Genomic DNA, 17,820 nt, shown 5'->3' on the forward strand with positions numbered 1-17,820 from the left:
AAACCGGAAAACCGGAAAACCGGAAAACCGGAAAACCGGAAAACCGGAAAACCGGAAAACCGGAAAACCGGAAAACCGGAAAACCGGAAAACCGGAAAACCGGAAAACCGGAAAACCGGATTTCTGGATCTCAACTTATCCGGATTTCTGGAGACCTGGCGCGCCTCCCTCAGCGATCATGTCTATGACGCCTGGTCGTCCTCCGGCCCCAGCCTGGCGAAGCGCCGCCGCTACCCCTTGTCCGCCAGCGGATGGTGGGTCAGCACCAGCTCCTTCAGCCGTTCATCCAGCACGTGGGTGTAAATCTCGGTGGTCGACACATCGGCATGGCCGAGCAGGGTCTGGATCGCGCGCAGATCCGCGCCATGGGCGAGCAGGTGGGTGGCGAAGGCATGGCGCAGCCGGTGCGGCGTAACCGCGTCGGGAGAGACGCCGGCAGCCACCGCGATTTCCTTGATCAGCCCGTGAAAGCGGTGGCGGGTAAGGTGCCCCTCCTTGCCGGATGAGGGGAACAGATAGGGCGAGGGCCTCGCGCCGGTTTTCACCGCCGCATCCTGTGCCGCGTCACGGGTGGCGAGCCATACGGCGAGCGCGTCGCGGGCGGGCTGCGAGAGTGGCACCATCCGTTCCTTGCCGCCCTTGCCACGCACGAGCAGCATCCGCGGATCGCCGCGCGCCGCCGCGGCTGGCAGCTCCACAAGCTCCGACACGCGCATCCCCGTCGCGTAGAGCAGTTCCATCAGGCAGGTATTGCGCAGCCGGTCGGCGGGGCTGCGGCCATGGTTGCGGGCGGCGCCGATGAGCCGCGTCACCTCGTCTTCCGAGAGCGTTTTGGGCAGCTTTTTCGCCTTGCCTGGGCCGGCGATCCGCATCGCCGGGTTATCGGTGCGCCAGCCCTCCTCGAAGGCGAAGCGGTAGAGTTGTTTCACCGCCGAAAGCCGGCGGGCGCGGGTCGCGGCGGCCAGCCCTTCGGTTTCGCAGCCGATCAGATAGGCCTCGATATCGGCCTTGCCGGCGCGGGCGAAATCGAGCCCCTGCCGGTCGAGAAACCCGGCGAAGGCTTTGAGATCGCGGCCATAGGCGAGCAGGGTGTTTTCAGCGGCGTCGAGTTCGGCCGCCTGCGCCTCCAGAAAGGCCGAGATCCAGCGCGCGTCGTCCGGGCCGAGGGTCATCCCCGCCGGTCCAGGATCAGAAATTCCAGCGCCGTGCGCCGTGCGGTGTCTTCGAGGCCGACGGCGCGCAGCAGAGCCAGCGCGTCGGTCACCTGGTCGAGATCGCCCGAGGCGCCTTCGCTCAGCAGCGTCATGGCGCGCAGGATCGCCTCGCCCAGCCGGCCGCTGTCGACGAGCGAGGCCAGCCGCACCGGCGCCCCGGCGGCGGCGAAGCCGCCCTGCACGGCGGCGCTGCGCGCGTCGGGCGCTGGCGCGATGCCGGGGCTGCCCTGGGCGATGGCGGCGAGCAGGCTGTCGAGCGGTGTATCCGGCACCGCCGCAAGGGCCACGGTTTCGTAGCTGTCCGAGAGCAGGCCCATATGGAAGGCGATGCGCCCGGCTTCTCCGTCAAGCGCCATGCCCGCCAGCGCCGCGCCATGGATGCGGGCGATCGGCACTTCGACGCGCGCCTCCTGCAGCGCGGCCCAGGCGGCGGGCAGTGCCGCGGCGGTGCCGGCATGGTGATTGGCGGCCATGTTGGCCTCCAGCGCCTGTATCGCGGCGACCCGGTCCCAGACGCCGCCCGAGGCCGCCGGGCGGCGCTCGGTATAGAGGCCGAGAAGCTGGTTGTCGGACACGGCGCCAGTGCGGGCAAGCCGTTCGCCGGCTTCGATCCGCGCTTTCCAGCCCGCGCTCGGCAGCAGGTCGGTCTGGGCGAAGGCAAGCGGCAGGCCGGCGGTGGGGATCGCATCGCCGATCGCCTCGAACATGCGGAAGGTGAGGGGGCTGGGGTTCAGCGGCAGCGGCAGCGGCGCTTCGCCCTCGAACAGATCGGGGTCGAGGAAGCGGGCGAAGAGATCGGCGTCGTCCTCCGGGATCAGGCCGAGCGCCGAGCCGGTGCCAAGCAGGAGCGACGCGCCGGTCCAGTCGCCGGCGCGGGCAAGGCAGAAGATCCGCGCCTGATAGGTGGGCGAAAGATCCGGCGTGCCGGCCATGGTTTCGCACAGCGCCTGTTCCTCGCCGATCAGCAGGGCCACATCGAACCAGCGGCGGAAGATCTCGGGCTTGTCCGGCCCGGCGCGTTCGAGAAGGGCATTGGCCTGATCGAGCGCGCCCAGTTCCAGCAGCTTGTCGACCCGGGCGAGAAACAGCGTATCGTCCTTGCCGCCGGGCGCGACGGGCGGGTCCAGTTCGGCGAGCAGGATGGTGTAGAGCAGCGCCTGCAGCGCGGGCAGCATGTCGGGCGCCAGCGCGCGTACCCGGCGGGCGAGGTCTTCGGCGCCGGAGCTGCCCCAGAGATTGGCGGGCAGGCCGGTGACGGCGGGCGAGAGAATGCCGATCGCGTCGGGCCGGTTGCCGCCATCGAGCGGGGCAACGGCCACCGGGTCCACCGTTGCGCCCGGGGTCACGGCGGGCTCGTCGATGCCCGCGCCGGGCGCGGCGGCGGGCATGGCGACGCTGTCGGAGAGCCAGTCGATGGCCGACATGGGCGCGCCGCTATCCTGCGCCGGGGCGGGCAGGGGCGACAGCAGCGCCAGGGCAAGCGCCGGCGCGGCCAGGCGCCGATGGCTAGCTGCCGGCATCCAGTGTCACCGTAAGGCTCTGCTCGGAGGGCTCGGGCGCGAGATCGCCGATATAGGCATAACCCACGAGGCCGATCACCCCGATGACAACCACCAGCAAAAGGAATTTCACAAGCCGCCCGATCATGCCTCGCCTTCCGCGTTTCGCAGGTTTCATCGCCCGCGCCGTTCATATATGGCATGAAATCGAAGGTCACGCCATCACGCGGCGGGACAAAAAATCGGCGAGGTGCTGCCGTTTGGCACTGAAGGTGAAAAAGCCCATCGTCATGGTGGGAATGATGGGTGCGGGCAAGTCGGCGGTCGGGCGCACGCTGGCGCAGGTGCTGGGCGTGCCCTTTCTCGACAGCGATCACGAGATCGAGCGCGCGGCCGCCATGTCGATTGCCGAGGTGTTCGAGCGCGATGGCGAAGCCTTTTTCCGCGCCCGCGAAACCGAGGTGCTGAAGCGGCTGCTGACCACCGGACCTTGCGTGATTTCCACCGGCGGCGGCGCGTTTCTTGCAGAAGAAAACCGGCAGATGATGCACGATATCGGCGTTTCGGTCTGGCTCAGGGCCGATCTCGATCTGCTCTGGGAGCGGGTGCGCCACAAATCCACCCGGCCGCTCCTGCATACGCCCGATCCGAAGGGCACCTTGCGGGATATCTATGACCGGCGGGTGGGTATCTATGCCAAGGCTGACCTCGTGGTCGATGCGCATCCGGCCTATTCTCTGGGCGACATGACGAAACAGGTGATCCGGGTGCTCAAGACCCGGCCCGACGTGCTGGAGGAGAAGCGCAAATGAGTGCGATCGACGTGGTCCGGGTGGAACTGGGCGCCCGCGCCTACGATGTGCGGATCGGGCCGGGGCTCATCGCCCGCGCCGGGGCTGAAGTCGGGCCGCTTCTGAACCGGAAACGGGTGTGGATCGTCACCGAATCCCGCGTCGCGGCGCTGCATCTCGACGCGCTGAAGGCGGGGCTTGCGGCGGAGGGGATCGAGGCCGAGGCGCTGGTTTTGCCGCCCGGTGAGGCCACCAAGAGCTGGCTGCATCTGCAGGAGGTGGTGGAATGGCTGCTCGCCGAAAAGGTCGAGCGCAAGGATATGGTCGTTGCTTTCGGCGGCGGCGTGATCGGCGATCTGGTGGGCTTTGCCGCGGCGATCCTGCGCCGGGGCGTGCGCTTCGTGCAGATCCCCACCAGCTTGCTGGCGCAGGTCGACAGCTCGGTGGGCGGCAAGACCGGGATCAACTCGCCGCATGGCAAGAACCTCGTCGGCGCCTTCCACCAGCCCGCGCTGGTGCTGGCCGATATCGACGTGCTCGGTACGCTTGCGGAGCGCGACTTTCTCGCAGGCTACGGCGAGGTGGTGAAATATGGCGGGCTTGGCTCGCTCGCCTTCTTTGAATGGCTGGAGGCGCATGGCCCGGCGCTGGCGGCGGGCGATGCTACGCTGCGCCAGGAGGCGGTGCGCCGCTCGGTGCAGATGAAGGCCGATATCGTCGCGCGCGACGAGACCGAGGCCGGGGAGCGGGCGCTGCTCAATCTCGGCCACACCTTCGGCCATGCGCTGGAGGCGGCGACGGGCTATTCCGACCGGCTGCTGCACGGCGAAGGCGTGGCGATCGGCTGCGCGCTCGCCTTCGAGACCAGCGCAAGGCTCGGGCTGATGAGCCAGGAAGAGCCCTCGCGGTTCCGCGCCCATCTGGCGGCCATGGGCATGAAGCGCGATCTGGCCGATATCCGCTCGGAACTGCCCGATGCCGCCGGGCTGATGGGCCTGATGGCGCAGGACAAGAAGGTGGAGGCGGGGCGTATCCGCTTCATCCTCGCGCGCGGGATCGGCGAGGCGTTCGTGGCCGAGGATGTGGACCCTGAGGTGGTGCGCGACGTACTGAGCGAGGCGCTGTCGGCGCGCTGACCGGCGGCACTGGCTCAGCGGCGGCGGGCATTCGCCACCACCATCAGCTCGCCAAGGTTCTCGCGGGTGATATAGCCCACCAGCGCGCCATCCTTGCCGGTGACGCCCACCGCCGGGGCGCCCGCCTGCATCTTTTCCAGCACCGATGACAGCCCTTCGCCAAGCCGGGCAATCGGCAGGTTGGGGATCATCACATCCGATACCCGGCGCGGACGCGGATCGGCATCGAGCGCGCGGTAGAGATCGGCGCGGGTGAGCAGGCCGAGCGCCGCGCCGGTGATCGGTTCGATCACCGGAAATTCATGCTGGGTGGTGCGGATGAGCGTGGTGGCGGCGGCGTCGATGCTGTCATCGGGGCGCAGCGCCTCGTATTCGGTGATCATCGCATCGCGGGCGGCCAGATCGCGCGCGAGGCTCATCATCGCTTCCTGCGAGCTTTCGGCCCCCGCCGAGAGGAAGATGAAAACCGAGATCAGCACCATCACCGGGTTGCCGCTGACAAGGCCGAACAGGCCGAGGCCAAAGGCCAGCACCTGTCCGGCGCTGGCGGCGATCCGGGTGGCGCGGGCGCGGTCGGTCATCGCGGCGAGCGCCGCGCGCAGCACCCGCCCGCCATCCATCGGGAAGGCGGGGAGCAGGTTGAAAGCGGCGAGCAGGGCGTTGAGGAGCGCGATCTGGGCGGGCAGATCGGCCAGCGTGATCTGGTCGAGCGTGGTGCTGGCCAGCCGGTCGGGGCCGAGGATCAGCGCAAGGGCAAGGAAGATCACCACATTCACCGCGGGCCCGGCCAGCGCCACCAGCACTTCCTGACCCGGTTTTTCCGGCATCCGCTCCATCCGCGCGAGGCCGCCGATGGGCAGCAAGGTCACATCCGGGGTGCGGATGCCGAAGCGGCGGGCCATCAGCGCATGGCCGAATTCATGGGCGACGACGCAGGCGAAGAGCAGGAGCACATAGAGGATGTGCACGCCTGCGCCGGCCGCGCCACCGATCGAATAGCCCGCGATCCCGATCCAGGCGAGCAGCAGGAAGAAGGTGGCATGAACGCGGATTTCACTGCCGAAGAGATGCCCGATCGGGAAGGACCATGCCATTGCCGGCTCCATTGCAAAGGGCGCGCGGTGTGGCCGCACGCCCTGACATGATGGGCCGCCCCGGCCGCCGGCTCAAGCCCGGCCTGGCGCGGTCAGAACGGGATTTCGTCGTCGAACCCGCCGGAAGAGCCGCCGCCGGAACCGCCCGAGGGGGCGCCGCCGCCGCTGTCATAGCCGCCACCGCCATAGCCGCCGCCCTGATCGCCGCCATAGCCGCCGCTGCCGCCGCCGTAGCCACCACCACCGCTGCCGCCTTCGCCGCGCCCGTCGAGCAGGGTCAGTTCACCGCGATAGGGGCGCAGCACCACTTCGGTGGTGTAACGGTCCTGCCCGGACTGGTCCTGCCATTTGCGGGTTTCGAGCTGGCCCTCGATATAGACCTTGGAGCCCTTGCGCAGATATTGCTCGGCGATCCGGCCCAGCGGTTCGGAGAAGATCGCCACCGAGTGCCACTCGGTGCGCTCGCGGCGCTCGCCGGTATTGCGGTCTTTCCAGTTTTCCGAGGTGGCGATGCGCAGGTTCACCACCTTGCCGCCGTTCTGGAAGGTGCGTACCTCCGGGTCGCGGCCAAGATTGCCGATGAGAATGACCTTGTTTACCGACCCTGCCATGGGTGCCTCCCGAATCTCGTCAAATGGTTCCCTTGGTTACAACACCCGCACTTGGTTAAGAAAAGCCTTAAATCCGCCATTTGTCGCGGGTACTGGTCGTCGGCGCGCAAATCCTGTATTTTTGTGTGCGGGAACCTCGAAGGGGGAAGGATGCGACGCTTCGTGCTCGGCGCTTGTCTTGTGTGCCTGCCGGTCGGTGGACCGGCGGTGGCCGATACGTTGTTCTCCTCGTCTTCGGGCCGGTCGAGCTTCGAGAACGCGCTGAAAGTGCTCGATGGCCGGGCGGCGCAGCAATACGAAAACTCGGTGCGGCTGACGCCGAATTACGTGCCCGATCAGGGCTCGGGCGTGATTCCGCGCTATGCCGGCAATTATCGGGGCCAGTATCTGACCCATGCCAAGGCGGCGGCGCAGAAGCATGGCATCCCGGAAGATCTGTTCCTGCGCCTGGTGCAGCAGGAATCGGGCTGGAACCCCTCGGCCAAGAGCCATGCCGGGGCGCTGGGGCTGGCCCAGCTCATGCCCGATACGGCATTGCGGCTTGGCGTCGATCCGCTCGACCCGCTCGCCAATCTCGATGGCGGGGCGCGCTACCTGCGCCAGCAATATGACCGGTTCCGCTCCTGGCGGCTGGCGCTGGCGGCCTATAATGCCGGGCCGGAGGCGGTGGTGAAATACGAGGGCATCCCGCCCTATGCCGAGACCGAAGGCTATGTGAAGGCGATCCTCGGCGGCTGAGCCGGGCGCTCAACTCACATCGGACAGCTCTTTGCGATGCATCCAGTCGGCGTGGCGCGGCGCCTTCTTCGTGCGCGACCATTCCTCCAGCATCTCCCATTTCACCGCGTCGAGCTTTTCGAGCATGGCCTGTTCCGCGGGATCGGGGCAGGCCAGTTCGATCCGGTGGCCGCTCGGGTCGAAGAAATAGATCGAGTGGAAGATCGAGTGATCGGTCACGCCCAGAACGTCGACACCGCTCTTTTCAAGATGTTCCTTAAATTCAATAAGTTCCGCGCGATCCTTCACCCTGAAGGCGATGTGCTGAACCCATTTCGGCGTGTTCTCGTCACGCCCCATCTCGGGCTTGGTCGGCAGTTCGAAGAAGGCGAGCACATTGCCGTCGCCCGCATCGAGGAAGATATGCATGTAAGGATCGGGTTCATGGGTCGAGGGCACGTGATCCTCGGCGATGGCGAGGATGAAATCCATCCCCAGCATGTCGCGATACCAGTCGACCGTTTCTTTCGCATCCTTGCAGCGATAGGCGACGTGGTGGATTTTCTCGATTTTCATGAGCGTCCTCCCTGTTTGGGGGGAGCATAGCAAAAAGAACGTTGCAAATGAAATGAATTATTAGGAAGCGGTCTCGGTGAGGGACACGGTCGAAAACCCGTCGGGCAGGAAACGAACGAACGCCTCCGTCCCTTTGGACTTGGGGTCCAAATCGAAGAGGTGTGGGCGGGCTGAGAGGTAGCGCCGCCAAGTTCGTTCGGGCAACTCGCTAATTTTTATATCAAAACGCGGACGCATCTCGCCGTTGAGGTTGGCCAGGCGCATCCCGGCACCATTGCGACTATTTTGGGCGATCACGGTTCGGATGTTGTGGTCGAGTTCCGTGACGGCGCTCGTGGGCGGCGCACTGTCCAGAAACTGGAACTCAGTGCAAGCCTCAGAAAATCGGCTCGGCTTCTTTGCCGCCTCGCTCATACCCACCACGCGCATCCCGCGTTCGCGCAGGCGGGTGGCAAGGTGAACGAAATCGCCGTCCGAACTCGCAATCACAACGGTATCGAAGGCACCGGATGGGCAGAGGTCCATCGCGTCAATGGCGAGTAGCAGGTCGGTTGCGTTCTTGCCAGTTCCGGCGTGCACGAGCCGCACGCCCGGCGCATCGTTCCAACCTTTTGCCGTGGCCGCGTCGAGGTAGGCGCGGTGGAGGTCGATGCGCCCCTCGGCCGCACCGCGCTGCGCGATCCGCGCGGCGTGGACGGCACTCACATTGTCAGCGTCAACAAATATCGCAACCCGCGTCATGGGCGAACCTCACATGCATGTGTTCACCAAGATCGGGTATGAATCGGGCACGGTTAGGGCAGGGCAGTGAAAAAAGCTCGTCGCGTCAGGGAATGCGCGGGCAAACCCTGCGGCACCAGAACCGCCTCAGCCGCCGCGGCGGAATTGCGAGGGGGTGCGCCCGGTATGTTGCGAGAAGGCCCGGGTGAAATAGGCGGGCGAGGCAAAGCCAAGCGCGGAGGCGATGTCTTTCACCGGCATATGGGTCTCGGTCAGCAGGCGGCGGGCCTCGTAATGCACCCGGTCGGCGAGGATCGCCGAGGCGGGGCGGCCGCAGGCCTTGTTGCAGACGCGGCTCAGATGCGTCGGCGTCACGCCGAGCGCCTGGGCATAGTCGCGCACGGTTTTGGAGGAATGGAAATCCTTCTCCACCAGCGCCGTATAGGCGGCGGCGAGGCGGGCGGTGGCGTCTTCGCGCGGGGCATCCTCGTCGGGATCGGTCATTTGCCGCTCAAGCCAGACCGAAAGCAGCCCGGCATGGCTCAGAAGCGCGCGGTCCGACGCGGTGGCGCCATTGTCGAGCTCGGTCTGGATCGCGTCGATCAGCTTGTTGAGCTCGATATGCTGCTCGGCATCCGACAGGCGCAGATGCACCGGCTCTTCCGGCAGCGAAAGCTGGTCGTCGACCCCGGAGGGGAAAACCACGATCATCCCGGCGACGGAATTGTTCATTTCAAACCCGTGCATCGTGCCGGGCGGAATGTAGATGGCGTTATGGGCGGTGTAGCCGGAGGTGCGGCCATTCACGGTGATCCGGCCCTGGCCGCGGGTGAACCACAGCAGCACCGGCGCGCCATAGCTGCGCATCGCCTCGGTGCGCCAGCGGCCGCCTTTGGCCAGTCGGGCGAGCGGAAGTACGCGGAATGGCGACGAAAGCGTTTGAGTCCGGGTCATTGGGTGGCAGCTGTCCCTGTTGTCGTTTTTTATTCGCGCACCCGAATTGCCTAGCCGATTCTGTTTTTTGAGTCGCGCGAGTTATCCACAGCCTCCGGGCATTTTCTGTGGATAAGCTGTTTCCCACCGGCAAGTGTCGCAATTGAGACACGCAGGAACCGTTCAGTCAAGCGCCGTGGGAGAAAGTGCTTGCCATGCCGACATCCGCGCCCGGAACCAGGTGCGCTGGCGCTTGGCATATTGCCGGGTGGCGATCACGGCACTGTCGCGTGCGGCATCGAGGGTCATTTCGCCCCTGAGATGCGCGATCAGTTCGCGCGCCCCGATCGCTTTGGCCGAGGGCAGCGTGTCGGACCAGCCCGGCAGATTGGCGCGCGCCTCGTCCAGCGCTCCGGCGGCGAGCATCGCGTCGAAACGGCGCGCGATCCGGGCGTTCAGCCAGTCGCGCGGGGCGTCGATCAGCAGGGCGCTGGCCTCGCTCAGCGGCAGCAGGGGCGGCGGTGTCTCGTCCTGCCAGGCAGCAAGGCCGCGCCCGGTGGCGCGGTGCACCTCCCAGGCGCGCTGGACGCGGGCGGGGTTGCGGGTGTCGATCCGGGCGCGCGTGGCGTCGTCGAGATCGGCGAGCAGGGCCTGCGGCCCGTCTTCGGCCATGCGCGTATCGGCCTCGGCGCGCACCGCGGCGGGGGTGAGCGGGATATCGGCCAACCCCTCCGTCAGCGCGGTGAAATAGAGCCCGGTGCCGCCGGTGATGATCGGGCGCGGGCCGTCGGCGAGCAGCGGGGCGAGGTCGCGCAGCCAATGGCCGACGGAATAGGCCACATCGCCGGGCACATGGCCATAAAGCGCGTGCGGGGCGATGTCTTCCTCGGCGGGCGAGGGCCGGGCGGTGAGCACGCGCCAGTTGGCGAAGACCTGCAGCGCATCGGCATTGACGATGCGCCCGCCCTGTTCGCGCGCGATGGCGATGGCGAGGGCGAGCGCGGATTTGCCGCTGGCCGTGGGGCCGGCGATGAGCACCGGGCGGTCGGCGGGGAGGGTGGCGATGATCTGGTCCATGTCGGCGCAAGATGGGGCAGGGCGGCGCGGTTTGGAAGGGGCTGGGGCTTCGAACCCCCGTGCGCCCCTCAAGCCTTGCCCAGCAGCGCGTCCACTTCGCCGCCGGTGATCGAATGGGCCAGCCGCGAAAAGTCGCCGCGCTCGAACATGTCATGCCCCGCATCCACGATCAGCCGGTGCGTGGCGCGGGCGAGCGATGAGCCGAGCGAGAGCCGGGCCACCCCGATCCCGGCAAAACGGGCGCGGGGGATCTCGGCAAAATCGCCGGCCACCAGCGCGTTGACCGGCAGGGTGGTGCTGGCGCAGATGCGCGCCTGCGCCTCGATCCCGCCGGGCACGGGCACATAGAGGCAATCGGCCCCGGCGGCCTCGAACAGCGCCAGCCGCGCCAGCGCTTCGTCGAGGTCGTATTGGCCATTCATCACCCCGTCGGCCCGCGCCACCAGCACGAAGTCGCGCGGCAGCGCCCGGGCGGCGGCGGCGGCGGCGCGGATGCGCTCGGCGGCGAGGGCGCGTGCGTAGGGAATATCGCCGGGCAGCGCCGTATCTTCGACGGAGATCCCGGCCAGCCCCGCCTCGAAGGCGAGCCGCACGGTTTCGGCCACGGTTTCGGGCGCTTCGCCAAAGCCGTTCTCGAAATCGCCCGAGACCGGCACATTCACCGCCGCCACCAGATCCTGCGCATGGGCCAGCGCCTCGTCACGGCTCACAAGGCCCATATCGGGCCGCCCGAGCGTGAAGGCATGAGCCGCCGAGGATGTGGCGATGGCGGAGGCGCCGAGGGCCGCGAGCAGTTTTGCGCTGCCCGCATCCCAGGCATTGGCGAGGATGAAAGGATCGCCCGGCCGGTGCAGGGCGCGCAAGGCGGCGCCGATATCGCGGCTCATGCCGCCAGCTCCCCGGCGAAGGCGATGAGGCGGGCCAGCGCGTCTTCGAACAGATCGTCGGCCACCGTCATCGCCACCCGCACATGGCCTGCCGCCGCCTGCCCGAAGCTCTCGCCCGGCATCACAGCGATACGCTCGGCATCGAGCAGCCTTTCGGCGAAGTCCTGCCCCGACAGGCCCGTCGCCCGGATGTCGAGCAAGAGATACATCGCGCCCTGCGCCGGGGCATGGCGCAGGATGTTCTGCGCGCCGATCAGCCGCAGGGCGGCCTCCCGCCGCCGCCGGAACGGCGCGGCCAGCTCGGCCTCGAATTCCGGCCCCTGGGTCAGCGCGAAGGCGGCGGCCTCCTGAATATAGCCGGGCACGCCGAAAGTGGTGTGAATGGCGAGGTTGCCGAGATGGGCGATGGCCTCATCCGGCCCGATCACCCAGCCCACGCGGCTGCCGGTCATCGCATGGCTTTTCGACAGCGACCCGATCACCAGCGTGCGCTCCGCCATGCCGGGCAGGCTGCGCGGGCTTACATGGCTGCCATCCCAGATCTGGGTGTCGTAGACCTCGTCCGAGATCAGCCAGATGCCCGCCTCGCGCACCACCCCGGCGATCTCCGCGAGCGTCGCCTCTGGATAGACCACGCCGGTGGGGTTGTTGGGCGAATTGATCAGCAGGCTCTTTGCGTCATGGGCCGCTATCGCGGCGGCGAGATCGGCGGCGCGGGGCAGAAATCCGTCTTCGGCCCGGGTCGCCACCGCCACCGGCACGCCGCCGACGCCCCGGATCGTGCCCGGATAGGTCGAGTAGAACGGATCGAGGTAAAGCCCGGTCTGGCCCGGATCGAGCGCCAGCGCATGGGTGGCGAACAGCGCGGGCTGGCCGCCCGGCGTGATCATCACATTCTCCGGCGCGGTCTCCACCCCGGTGCGCGCGGCGACCCGTCTGGCCACCGTCTCACGCAGATGCGCGATGCCGGGGATCGAGGCATAGCCGGTATTGCCGGCCTCTGCGGCTTTGTGCATCGCGTCGAGGATCGCCGGCGCGGTGCCGATATCGGGCTCACCGATGGTGAGCATGGTCAGCTCTTCGCCCGCCGCCGCCATCCGCTGGGCACGAAAGAACACATCCCACGCCGCGCCGCCGCCGGCGAGGCCGGTGATCCGGTCGGAATATCCCATCGCAATCTCCGTTTTTTGCGAACGGGCCACGGGTTGGAGCGATTGTCCACCCCGGATCGGGTGGAAAACCGGCCCGCACCCCCAAGAAATTGCGTCGCGCCCCTTCCCAAAGGGTCACCAGCGTGAAATAGGGACGTGCCAAACGAAAACTCCAAAGGAGGCCACTCATGGAGATTCGCGAGGCGCTCACCTTCGACGACGTGCTGCTTGTTCCTGCCGCGAGCAGCGTTCTTCCCGCCACCGCCGACACCCGCACGCGGGTGACGCGCGATATCACCATGAACATCCCGCTGCTGGCCGCCGCGATGGACACGGTGACCGAGAGCCGCATGGCCATTGCCATGGCCCAGGCGGGCGGCATCGGGGTCATCCACAAGAACCTCACCGCCGAGGAACAGGCCCGCGAGGTGCGCCGGGTGAAGCGCTTCGAGAGCGGTATCGTCTACAACCCGGTCACGCTCACGCCGGAGCAGACGCTGGCGGACGCGAAAGAGCTGATCGAACGCTACAATTTCACCGGCTTCCCGGTGGTCGACGAAAAGGGCCATGTGGTCGGGATCGTCACCAACCGCGATATGCGCTTCGCCACCTCCGACCAAACGCCGGTGAAGGTGATGATGACCTCGAAAGACCTCGCCATCCTCAGGGAGCCGGCGGATCTGGAAGAAGCCAAAAGCCTGATGAAAGCGCGGCGGATCGAAAAGCTGCTGGTGACCGACGACAAGGGCAGGCTCACCGGCCTTCTGACCCTGCGCGACACCGAACAGGCGGTGCTGAACCCGACCGCCTGCAAGGACCCGCTCGGGCGGCTGCGGGTGGCGGCGGCCACCTCGGTGGGCGATGCGGGCTTCGAGCGGTCGCAGGCGCTGATCGAGGCGGGCGTGGACATCGTGGTGATCGACACCGCGCATGGCCATTCCGACGGCGTGCTGGAAGCGGTGCGCCGGGTCAAGGCGGTGTCGAACGAGGTGCAGGTGATCGCCGGCAACGTCGCCACCGGCGAGGCCACCCGCGCGCTGATCGACGCGGGCGCGGATGCGGTGAAGGTGGGGATCGGCCCCGGCTCGATCTGCACCACCCGGATGGTGGCGGGCGTGGGCATGCCGCAGCTTTCGGCGATCATCGATTGTGCCGAGGCGGCGGGCGACGTGCCGGTCATCGCCGATGGCGGCATCAAGTTCTCGGGCGATTTCGCCAAGGCGATCGCCGCCGGGGCCTCTGCCGCGATGGTCGGCAGCATGATCGCGGGCACCGACGAAAGCCCCGGCGAGGTCATTCTCTATCAGGGCCGCAGCTTCAAGGCCTATCGCGGCATGGGCAGCCTCGGCGCGATGGCGCGCGGCTCGGCGGACCGCTACTTCCAGAAGGATGCGGCCAACGACAAGCTGGTGCCCGAAGGGATCGAGGGGCAGGTGCCTTACAAAGGGCCGGTTTCGACCGTCATTCACCAGATGGTCGGCGGTCTGCGCGCCGCGATGGGCTATACCGGCAATGCCACCGTGGCCGAGATGCGCGGTGGCTGCCAGTTCGTCAAGATCACCGGGGCGGGGCTGAAGGAAAGCCACGTCCATGACGTGCAGATCACCCGCGAAAGCCCGAATTACCGGATCGGCTGATGACACCGGCGGCCCGCGTCGCGGCGGCGATCGAGGTGCTCGACGGCTGGCTTGCGGGCGGCGCGGCGGAGCAGCTGCTGACAAGCTGGGCGCGCAGCCACCGCTTCGCCGGCTCGACGGACCGCGCCGCGATCCGCGATCTGGTCTATGACGCGATCCGTTGCCGGCGCAGCTACGCCGCCCTCGGCGGGGGTGAAAGCGGGCGGGCGCTGATGATCGGCGCGGAGCGCGCCGCGGGCCGCGATCCGGCTGAAATCTTCACCGGCGAGGGCTATGCGCCCGCCGCCTTCGGCCCCGGCGATGCACCGCCACGCCCGGATCTGAGCGAGGAAGAGCGGCTCGATTGCCCCGACTGGCTGGCGCCGCAGCTGCGCGCGAGCCTCGGTGCGGACTTTGCCCCGGTGATGGAGGCGCTGCGCCACCGCGCGCCGGTATTTCTGCGTGTCAACCTCGCGCGGATTGACCGTGACGAGGCGATCGGCACGTTGGCGCAAGAGGGGATCACGGCGCGCCCGCATCCGCTCTCACCTTCCGCGCTGGAAGTGACGGAGGGGGCGCGGCGCATTCAGCAGGGTGCCGCCTATGCCAGCGGGCTCGTCGAATTGCAGGACGCGGCGAGCCAGGCGGTGGTAGATGCGCTCGCCATCTCGCCGGGCGACAGGGTGCTTGACTATTGTGCCGGCGGCGGTGGCAAATCGCTCGCGCTGGCGGCGCAGGGGGCTGAGGTGAGCGCCCATGATATCGACCCGCGCCGGATGTCGGACCTGCCGGGCCGCGCGGCGCGCGCCGGGGTGACGGTGGGCCTCCTGCCCACGGACCGGCTGCCCGGGGGCGGGAGCTTCGATCTGATCTTTGCCGATGCGCCCTGTTCGGGCTCGGGCGCCTGGCGGCGAAGCCCGCAGGGCAAATGGGATCTGACGGCGCGGCGCCTGGATGAGCTTTGTGCTATACAGGCTGGAATTCTCGATGAAATTGTGCGTTTGTCCGGGCCGGATACCCGGATAGGGTATGCGACCTGTTCGGTGATCGAGGCCGAGAACGGCGCTCAGGTGGCAGCGTTTCTGGCCCGTCACCCCGGCTGGCAGTGCAGCCTCAGCCGCAGCTTTACCCCGCGCGACGGCGGCGACGGCTTCTTCATTGCCCTGTTGACGCAGCGGCATGAATAGCACAAATTCAACTTCAGGTTGTGAGTGTCATGGTTTGGCCGGTGTTAAGGCTGCGTTAACGGCTCCCCGCGCAAAGTGGCACGGACGAATCGGATAAGGGGCTGTCGTGTCGCATCCCGCGCTTTCTCCGCGGCCCGTCACCCGGGCGGCGCTGGAGCTTTCGCCGCGCGCGGCGTGGCTGGCGCTGGCCATGGCGGGCTGCCTCGCCATTGCCGCCATCGTGCCCTGGGCGGCGCTGGCGCTGGCCCTGCTGGTGACGGGGCTCACCTTCGGTGCGCTTGTGCTACTGGTGAAGGGCTTGAGCCTCGGTCATGCGCGGGCCGAAGCGCAATTGCGCGCCAGCCTCGCCGAACTGATCGCCGAAGATGCCGCCCCCGGTTTCCTGACCGACCGTGACGGCGCGATCTTCTACGCCAACGCGGCGGCCAAGGCCCGCTTTGGTGCGGTGACGGGGGCCGCGCTGCGCAGCGCGCTCACCGATCTCAGCCCGGCGCCGGCCTCGCTGCTCTATCGGCTTCAGAACCGGGCTCTGGCGCAGGGCGCGGCGCGGGAGGATCTGAACCTGCGCAGCGGTGTCGCGCGGCTGTCGGTGCATCGGGCCGGGCAGGCGGGCTTCGTCTGGCGGCTCGACGATCTTGGCCGTGCCGAGGGGCGCATGGGCGGCGAGATCGCGCTGCCGATGATGATCGTCACCGCGACCGGCACGATCCTTGAGATGAACGAGGCGCTGCGCCACCTGCTCGGCGGGCGCGAGGCCGCGCTCGACCGGGTGATCGCCGATCTGCCGCTGCGTTCGGGCGAAGTGCACCGGGTGAATGCCGGGCAGGGCGCGGTGGCGGCGCTCGCCATCGAGCAGCCCTTGTCTGGCGGGCGGCGTGAAATCTATCTGTTGCCCGAACCGGCACGGGCGCGCATCGCCCCGGCCGAATGGGGCGTGGTCGAGAGCCTACCGGTGCCGCTCCTGCGTGTCGACCGGGCCGGGCGCGTGATCATGGCCAACCGGCGCGCGCGGGGGCTTCTCGGCGTCGGTGCGGCGACGGGGCAGCACCTGTCGGATCTGGTCGAGGGGCTGGGCCGCCCTGTCTCGGACTGGCTGCGCGAGGCCTGGGACGGGCGCAATCTCGGCCGTACCGAAACGCTGCGCGCCATCCATGCCGAAGAGCGTTTCCTGCAGGTCACGCTGGAGCGCTACCACGATGAGACCGGCCCGGCGCTGGTGGCGGTGCTGCATGACGCGACCGAGCTCAAATCGCTGGAGACGCAATTCGTCCAGAGCCAGAAGATGCAGGCCATCGGCCAGCTTGCCGGTGGGGTGGCGCATGATTTCAACAACCTGCTCACCGCCATTTCCGGCCATTGCGACCTCCTGCTCCTGCGCCATGCCGACGAGGCCGACCCGGATTATGCCGATCTTCACCAGGTGGCGCAGAACGCCAACCGCGCCGCCGCGCTGGTGGGCCAGCTCCTTGCCTTTTCGCGCAAGCAGACCCTGCGCCCGCAGATCTTCGACATTGCCGATACGATGGGCGATCTGACCCATCTGCTGGGCCGCCTCGTCGGCGAACAGGTGCGGATCGTCTATGAGGCCGCGCCCGGCGTGCGCCCGGTGCGCGCCGACAAGCGCCAGCTCGAACAGGTGCTGATGAACCTCGTGGTCAATGCCCGCGATGCGATGGCGCCGGGCGGCGGGCGGATCCGGCTGGTGCTGGAAAACCGTCACCTCGACGCAGCGCTGGAACGCGACCGCGCCACGGTGCCGCCCGGCGATTACGTGGCGATCCAGGTGATCGACGAGGGCAGCGGCATCGCGCCCGAACATCTGGCGAAGATCTTCGAGCCGTTCTTCACCACCAAGGGCGCGGGCAAGGGCACCGGGCTGGGCCTCAGCATGGTTTATGGGATCGTGAAGCAGTCGGGCGGCTTCATCTTCGTCGATTCCGTGCCCGGCAGCGGCACCACCTTCACGCTCTATTTCCCGGTCTTCGACGAGGATATCGCACCGGCGGATGCGGCGGACCCCGACATCGAGCGCCAAGCGCCCGAGCCTGCCGCGCCGGTCGCCCTGCCGCCGCAGGCGCCTGCGGCGGCACAGGCGGAGGCGAGCGGCGTCGTCCTGCTGGTCGAAGACGAGGCGCCGGTGCGCGCCTTCGCTTCGCGCGCCCTGCGCCTGCGCGGCCACACCGTGCTGGAAGCGGCGACCGGCGAGGCGGCGCTGGAGATCCTCGATGACGCATCGCTTTCGGTCGATATCTTCGTCACCGATGTGATCATGCGGGGGCTGGACGGACCCACATGGGTTGCCGAGGCACTGCGCCGCCGCCCCGGCGTGCGGGTGGTTTTCGTCTCGGGCTATGCCGAGGATTCGGTTTCCGAGCATCAGGCGCGGATCCCGAACTCGGTGTTTCTGCCCAAGCCGTTCTCGCTTGCGGAACTGACGGCCATTGTTGCGAAACAGCTCCACGAGACGGGCCGGGAGGGCGCTTTCGCCGCGCCTTCCGCTCAGGAAATTTCATATATAACAGACAACTAAAAGAAATCTCTCAGGAGTCTCTGGCCCGTTCATCTTTGATTAACACTCGGCGTGGCAAAGTCTCTCGATAAAATACGGCTT

Annotated in this window: 17 protein-coding genes and 1 pseudogene; 7 read left to right on the forward strand and 11 right to left on the reverse strand. The window is 67.7% G+C overall.

The features are described 5' to 3' along the window. Positions 1-303: pseudogene (locus tag QMG28_RS18450) on the forward strand (hypothetical protein); the annotation flags it as partial. Here QMG28_RS18450 and QMG28_RS18455 read toward each other — a convergent pair. From QMG28_RS18455 to QMG28_RS18465, 3 genes are read right to left on the reverse strand one after another with little or no spacing between them, the layout of a single operon-like run. Continuing rightward, positions 231-1,172 (reverse strand): site-specific tyrosine recombinase XerD, encoded by a 942-nt coding sequence (locus tag QMG28_RS18455; RefSeq protein WP_281843713.1) that lies wholly within the window; start codon positions 1,170-1,172, stop codon positions 231-233. The pseudogene QMG28_RS18450 and the gene QMG28_RS18455 sit on opposite strands and share 73 nt — an antisense overlap. Next, positions 1,169-2,734 carry a hypothetical protein gene (locus QMG28_RS18460; protein ID WP_281843714.1) on the reverse strand — a complete coding sequence of 522 codons (1,566 nt, stop codon included), beginning with the start codon at positions 2,732-2,734 and terminating at the stop codon, positions 1,169-1,171. Before QMG28_RS18460 ends, QMG28_RS18455 begins: the two co-directional genes overlap by 4 nt. Continuing rightward, on the reverse strand, positions 2,721-2,861 hold the full coding sequence (locus QMG28_RS18465; protein WP_281843715.1) for a hypothetical protein: 141 nt from the start codon (positions 2,859-2,861) through the stop codon (positions 2,721-2,723). Before QMG28_RS18465 ends, QMG28_RS18460 begins: the two co-directional genes overlap by 14 nt. A gap of 112 nt (positions 2,862-2,973) precedes the next feature. Here QMG28_RS18465 and QMG28_RS18470 point away from each other — a divergent pair, with 112 nt between their 5' ends. Both QMG28_RS18470 and aroB read left to right on the forward strand, forming a co-directional pair. Next, the gene (locus tag QMG28_RS18470) at positions 2,974-3,525 is read left to right on the forward strand and encodes a shikimate kinase (RefSeq protein WP_281843716.1); all 552 of its coding nucleotides are present in this window, start codon (positions 2,974-2,976) and stop codon (positions 3,523-3,525) included. Continuing rightward, entirely contained in the window at positions 3,522-4,640 is a 1,119-nt protein-coding gene (gene aroB, locus QMG28_RS18475) for a 3-dehydroquinate synthase (protein WP_281843717.1), read from the forward strand. The genes QMG28_RS18470 and aroB overlap by 4 nt, the downstream gene beginning before the upstream one ends. Positions 4,641-4,654: 14 nt before the next feature. On the opposite strand, the gene QMG28_RS18480 is transcribed toward aroB, so the two are convergent. Together QMG28_RS18480 and ssb are read right to left on the reverse strand one after the other, a co-directional pair. Continuing rightward, the gene (locus tag QMG28_RS18480) at positions 4,655-5,734 is read right to left on the reverse strand and encodes a site-2 protease family protein (protein ID WP_281843718.1); all 1,080 of its coding nucleotides are present in this window, start codon (positions 5,732-5,734) and stop codon (positions 4,655-4,657) included. Between the two features lie 92 nt (positions 5,735-5,826). Continuing rightward, complete coding sequence (ssb, locus tag QMG28_RS18485) at positions 5,827-6,345, reverse strand: single-stranded DNA-binding protein (protein ID WP_281843719.1); 519 nt, start codon at positions 6,343-6,345, stop codon at positions 5,827-5,829. Between the two features lie 150 nt (positions 6,346-6,495). Between ssb and QMG28_RS18490 the strand changes: the two genes are divergently transcribed. Beyond that, a complete protein-coding gene (locus QMG28_RS18490) occupies positions 6,496-7,083 on the forward strand; it encodes a lytic transglycosylase domain-containing protein (RefSeq protein ID WP_281843720.1) in 588 nt (195 codons plus the stop codon). 9 nt (positions 7,084-7,092) lie between these two features. Here QMG28_RS18490 and QMG28_RS18495 read toward each other — a convergent pair whose 3' ends face one another. The 6 genes from QMG28_RS18495 to QMG28_RS18520 form a co-directional block, all read right to left on the reverse strand. Next, the gene (locus QMG28_RS18495; protein ID WP_281843721.1) at positions 7,093-7,638 is read right to left on the reverse strand and encodes a VOC family protein; all 546 of its coding nucleotides are present in this window, start codon (positions 7,636-7,638) and stop codon (positions 7,093-7,095) included. A gap of 60 nt (positions 7,639-7,698) precedes the next feature. Next, positions 7,699-8,379 carry an NYN domain-containing protein gene (locus tag QMG28_RS18500; RefSeq protein WP_281843722.1) on the reverse strand — a complete coding sequence of 227 codons (681 nt, stop codon included), beginning with the start codon at positions 8,377-8,379 and terminating at the stop codon, positions 7,699-7,701. A gap of 126 nt (positions 8,380-8,505) precedes the next feature. Then, the gene (locus QMG28_RS18505) at positions 8,506-9,312 is read right to left on the reverse strand and encodes a helix-turn-helix transcriptional regulator (protein ID WP_281843723.1); all 807 of its coding nucleotides are present in this window, start codon (positions 9,310-9,312) and stop codon (positions 8,506-8,508) included. 162 nt (positions 9,313-9,474) lie between these two features. Further along, complete coding sequence (miaA, locus tag QMG28_RS18510) at positions 9,475-10,368, reverse strand: tRNA (adenosine(37)-N6)-dimethylallyltransferase MiaA (protein WP_281843724.1); 894 nt, start codon at positions 10,366-10,368, stop codon at positions 9,475-9,477. 68 nt (positions 10,369-10,436) lie between these two features. Further along, entirely contained in the window at positions 10,437-11,255 is an 819-nt protein-coding gene (locus QMG28_RS18515) for an isocitrate lyase/PEP mutase family protein (RefSeq protein ID WP_281843725.1), read from the reverse strand. Further along, positions 11,252-12,427, reverse strand: coding sequence for a pyridoxal phosphate-dependent aminotransferase (locus QMG28_RS18520; RefSeq protein WP_281843726.1), 1,176 nt, complete (start codon positions 12,425-12,427; stop codon positions 11,252-11,254). Before QMG28_RS18520 ends, QMG28_RS18515 begins: the two co-directional genes overlap by 4 nt. 167 nt (positions 12,428-12,594) lie before the next feature. Between QMG28_RS18520 and guaB the strand changes: the two genes are divergently transcribed. The 3 genes from guaB to QMG28_RS18535 all read left to right on the forward strand — a co-directional run bounded on the left by guaB (position 12,595) and on the right by QMG28_RS18535 (position 17,739). Continuing rightward, positions 12,595-14,043: an IMP dehydrogenase gene (gene guaB, locus QMG28_RS18525; protein WP_281843727.1), complete on the forward strand. Its 1,449-nt coding sequence runs from the start codon at positions 12,595-12,597 to the stop codon at positions 14,041-14,043. After that, positions 14,043-15,209: an RsmB/NOP family class I SAM-dependent RNA methyltransferase gene (locus tag QMG28_RS18530; protein WP_281843728.1), complete on the forward strand. Its 1,167-nt coding sequence runs from the start codon at positions 14,043-14,045 to the stop codon at positions 15,207-15,209. The genes guaB and QMG28_RS18530 overlap by 1 nt, the downstream gene beginning before the upstream one ends. 106 nt (positions 15,210-15,315) lie before the next feature. After that, complete coding sequence (locus tag QMG28_RS18535; RefSeq protein ID WP_281843729.1) at positions 15,316-17,739, forward strand: ATP-binding protein; 2,424 nt, start codon at positions 15,316-15,318, stop codon at positions 17,737-17,739. Positions 17,740-17,820 lie beyond the last annotated feature (81 nt).

Origin of the sequence: Sinisalibacter aestuarii (assembly GCF_027923545.1) — a bacterium.
In the GTDB taxonomy this organism is placed as follows: domain Bacteria; phylum Pseudomonadota; class Alphaproteobacteria; order Rhodobacterales; family Rhodobacteraceae; genus Sinisalibacter; species Sinisalibacter aestuarii.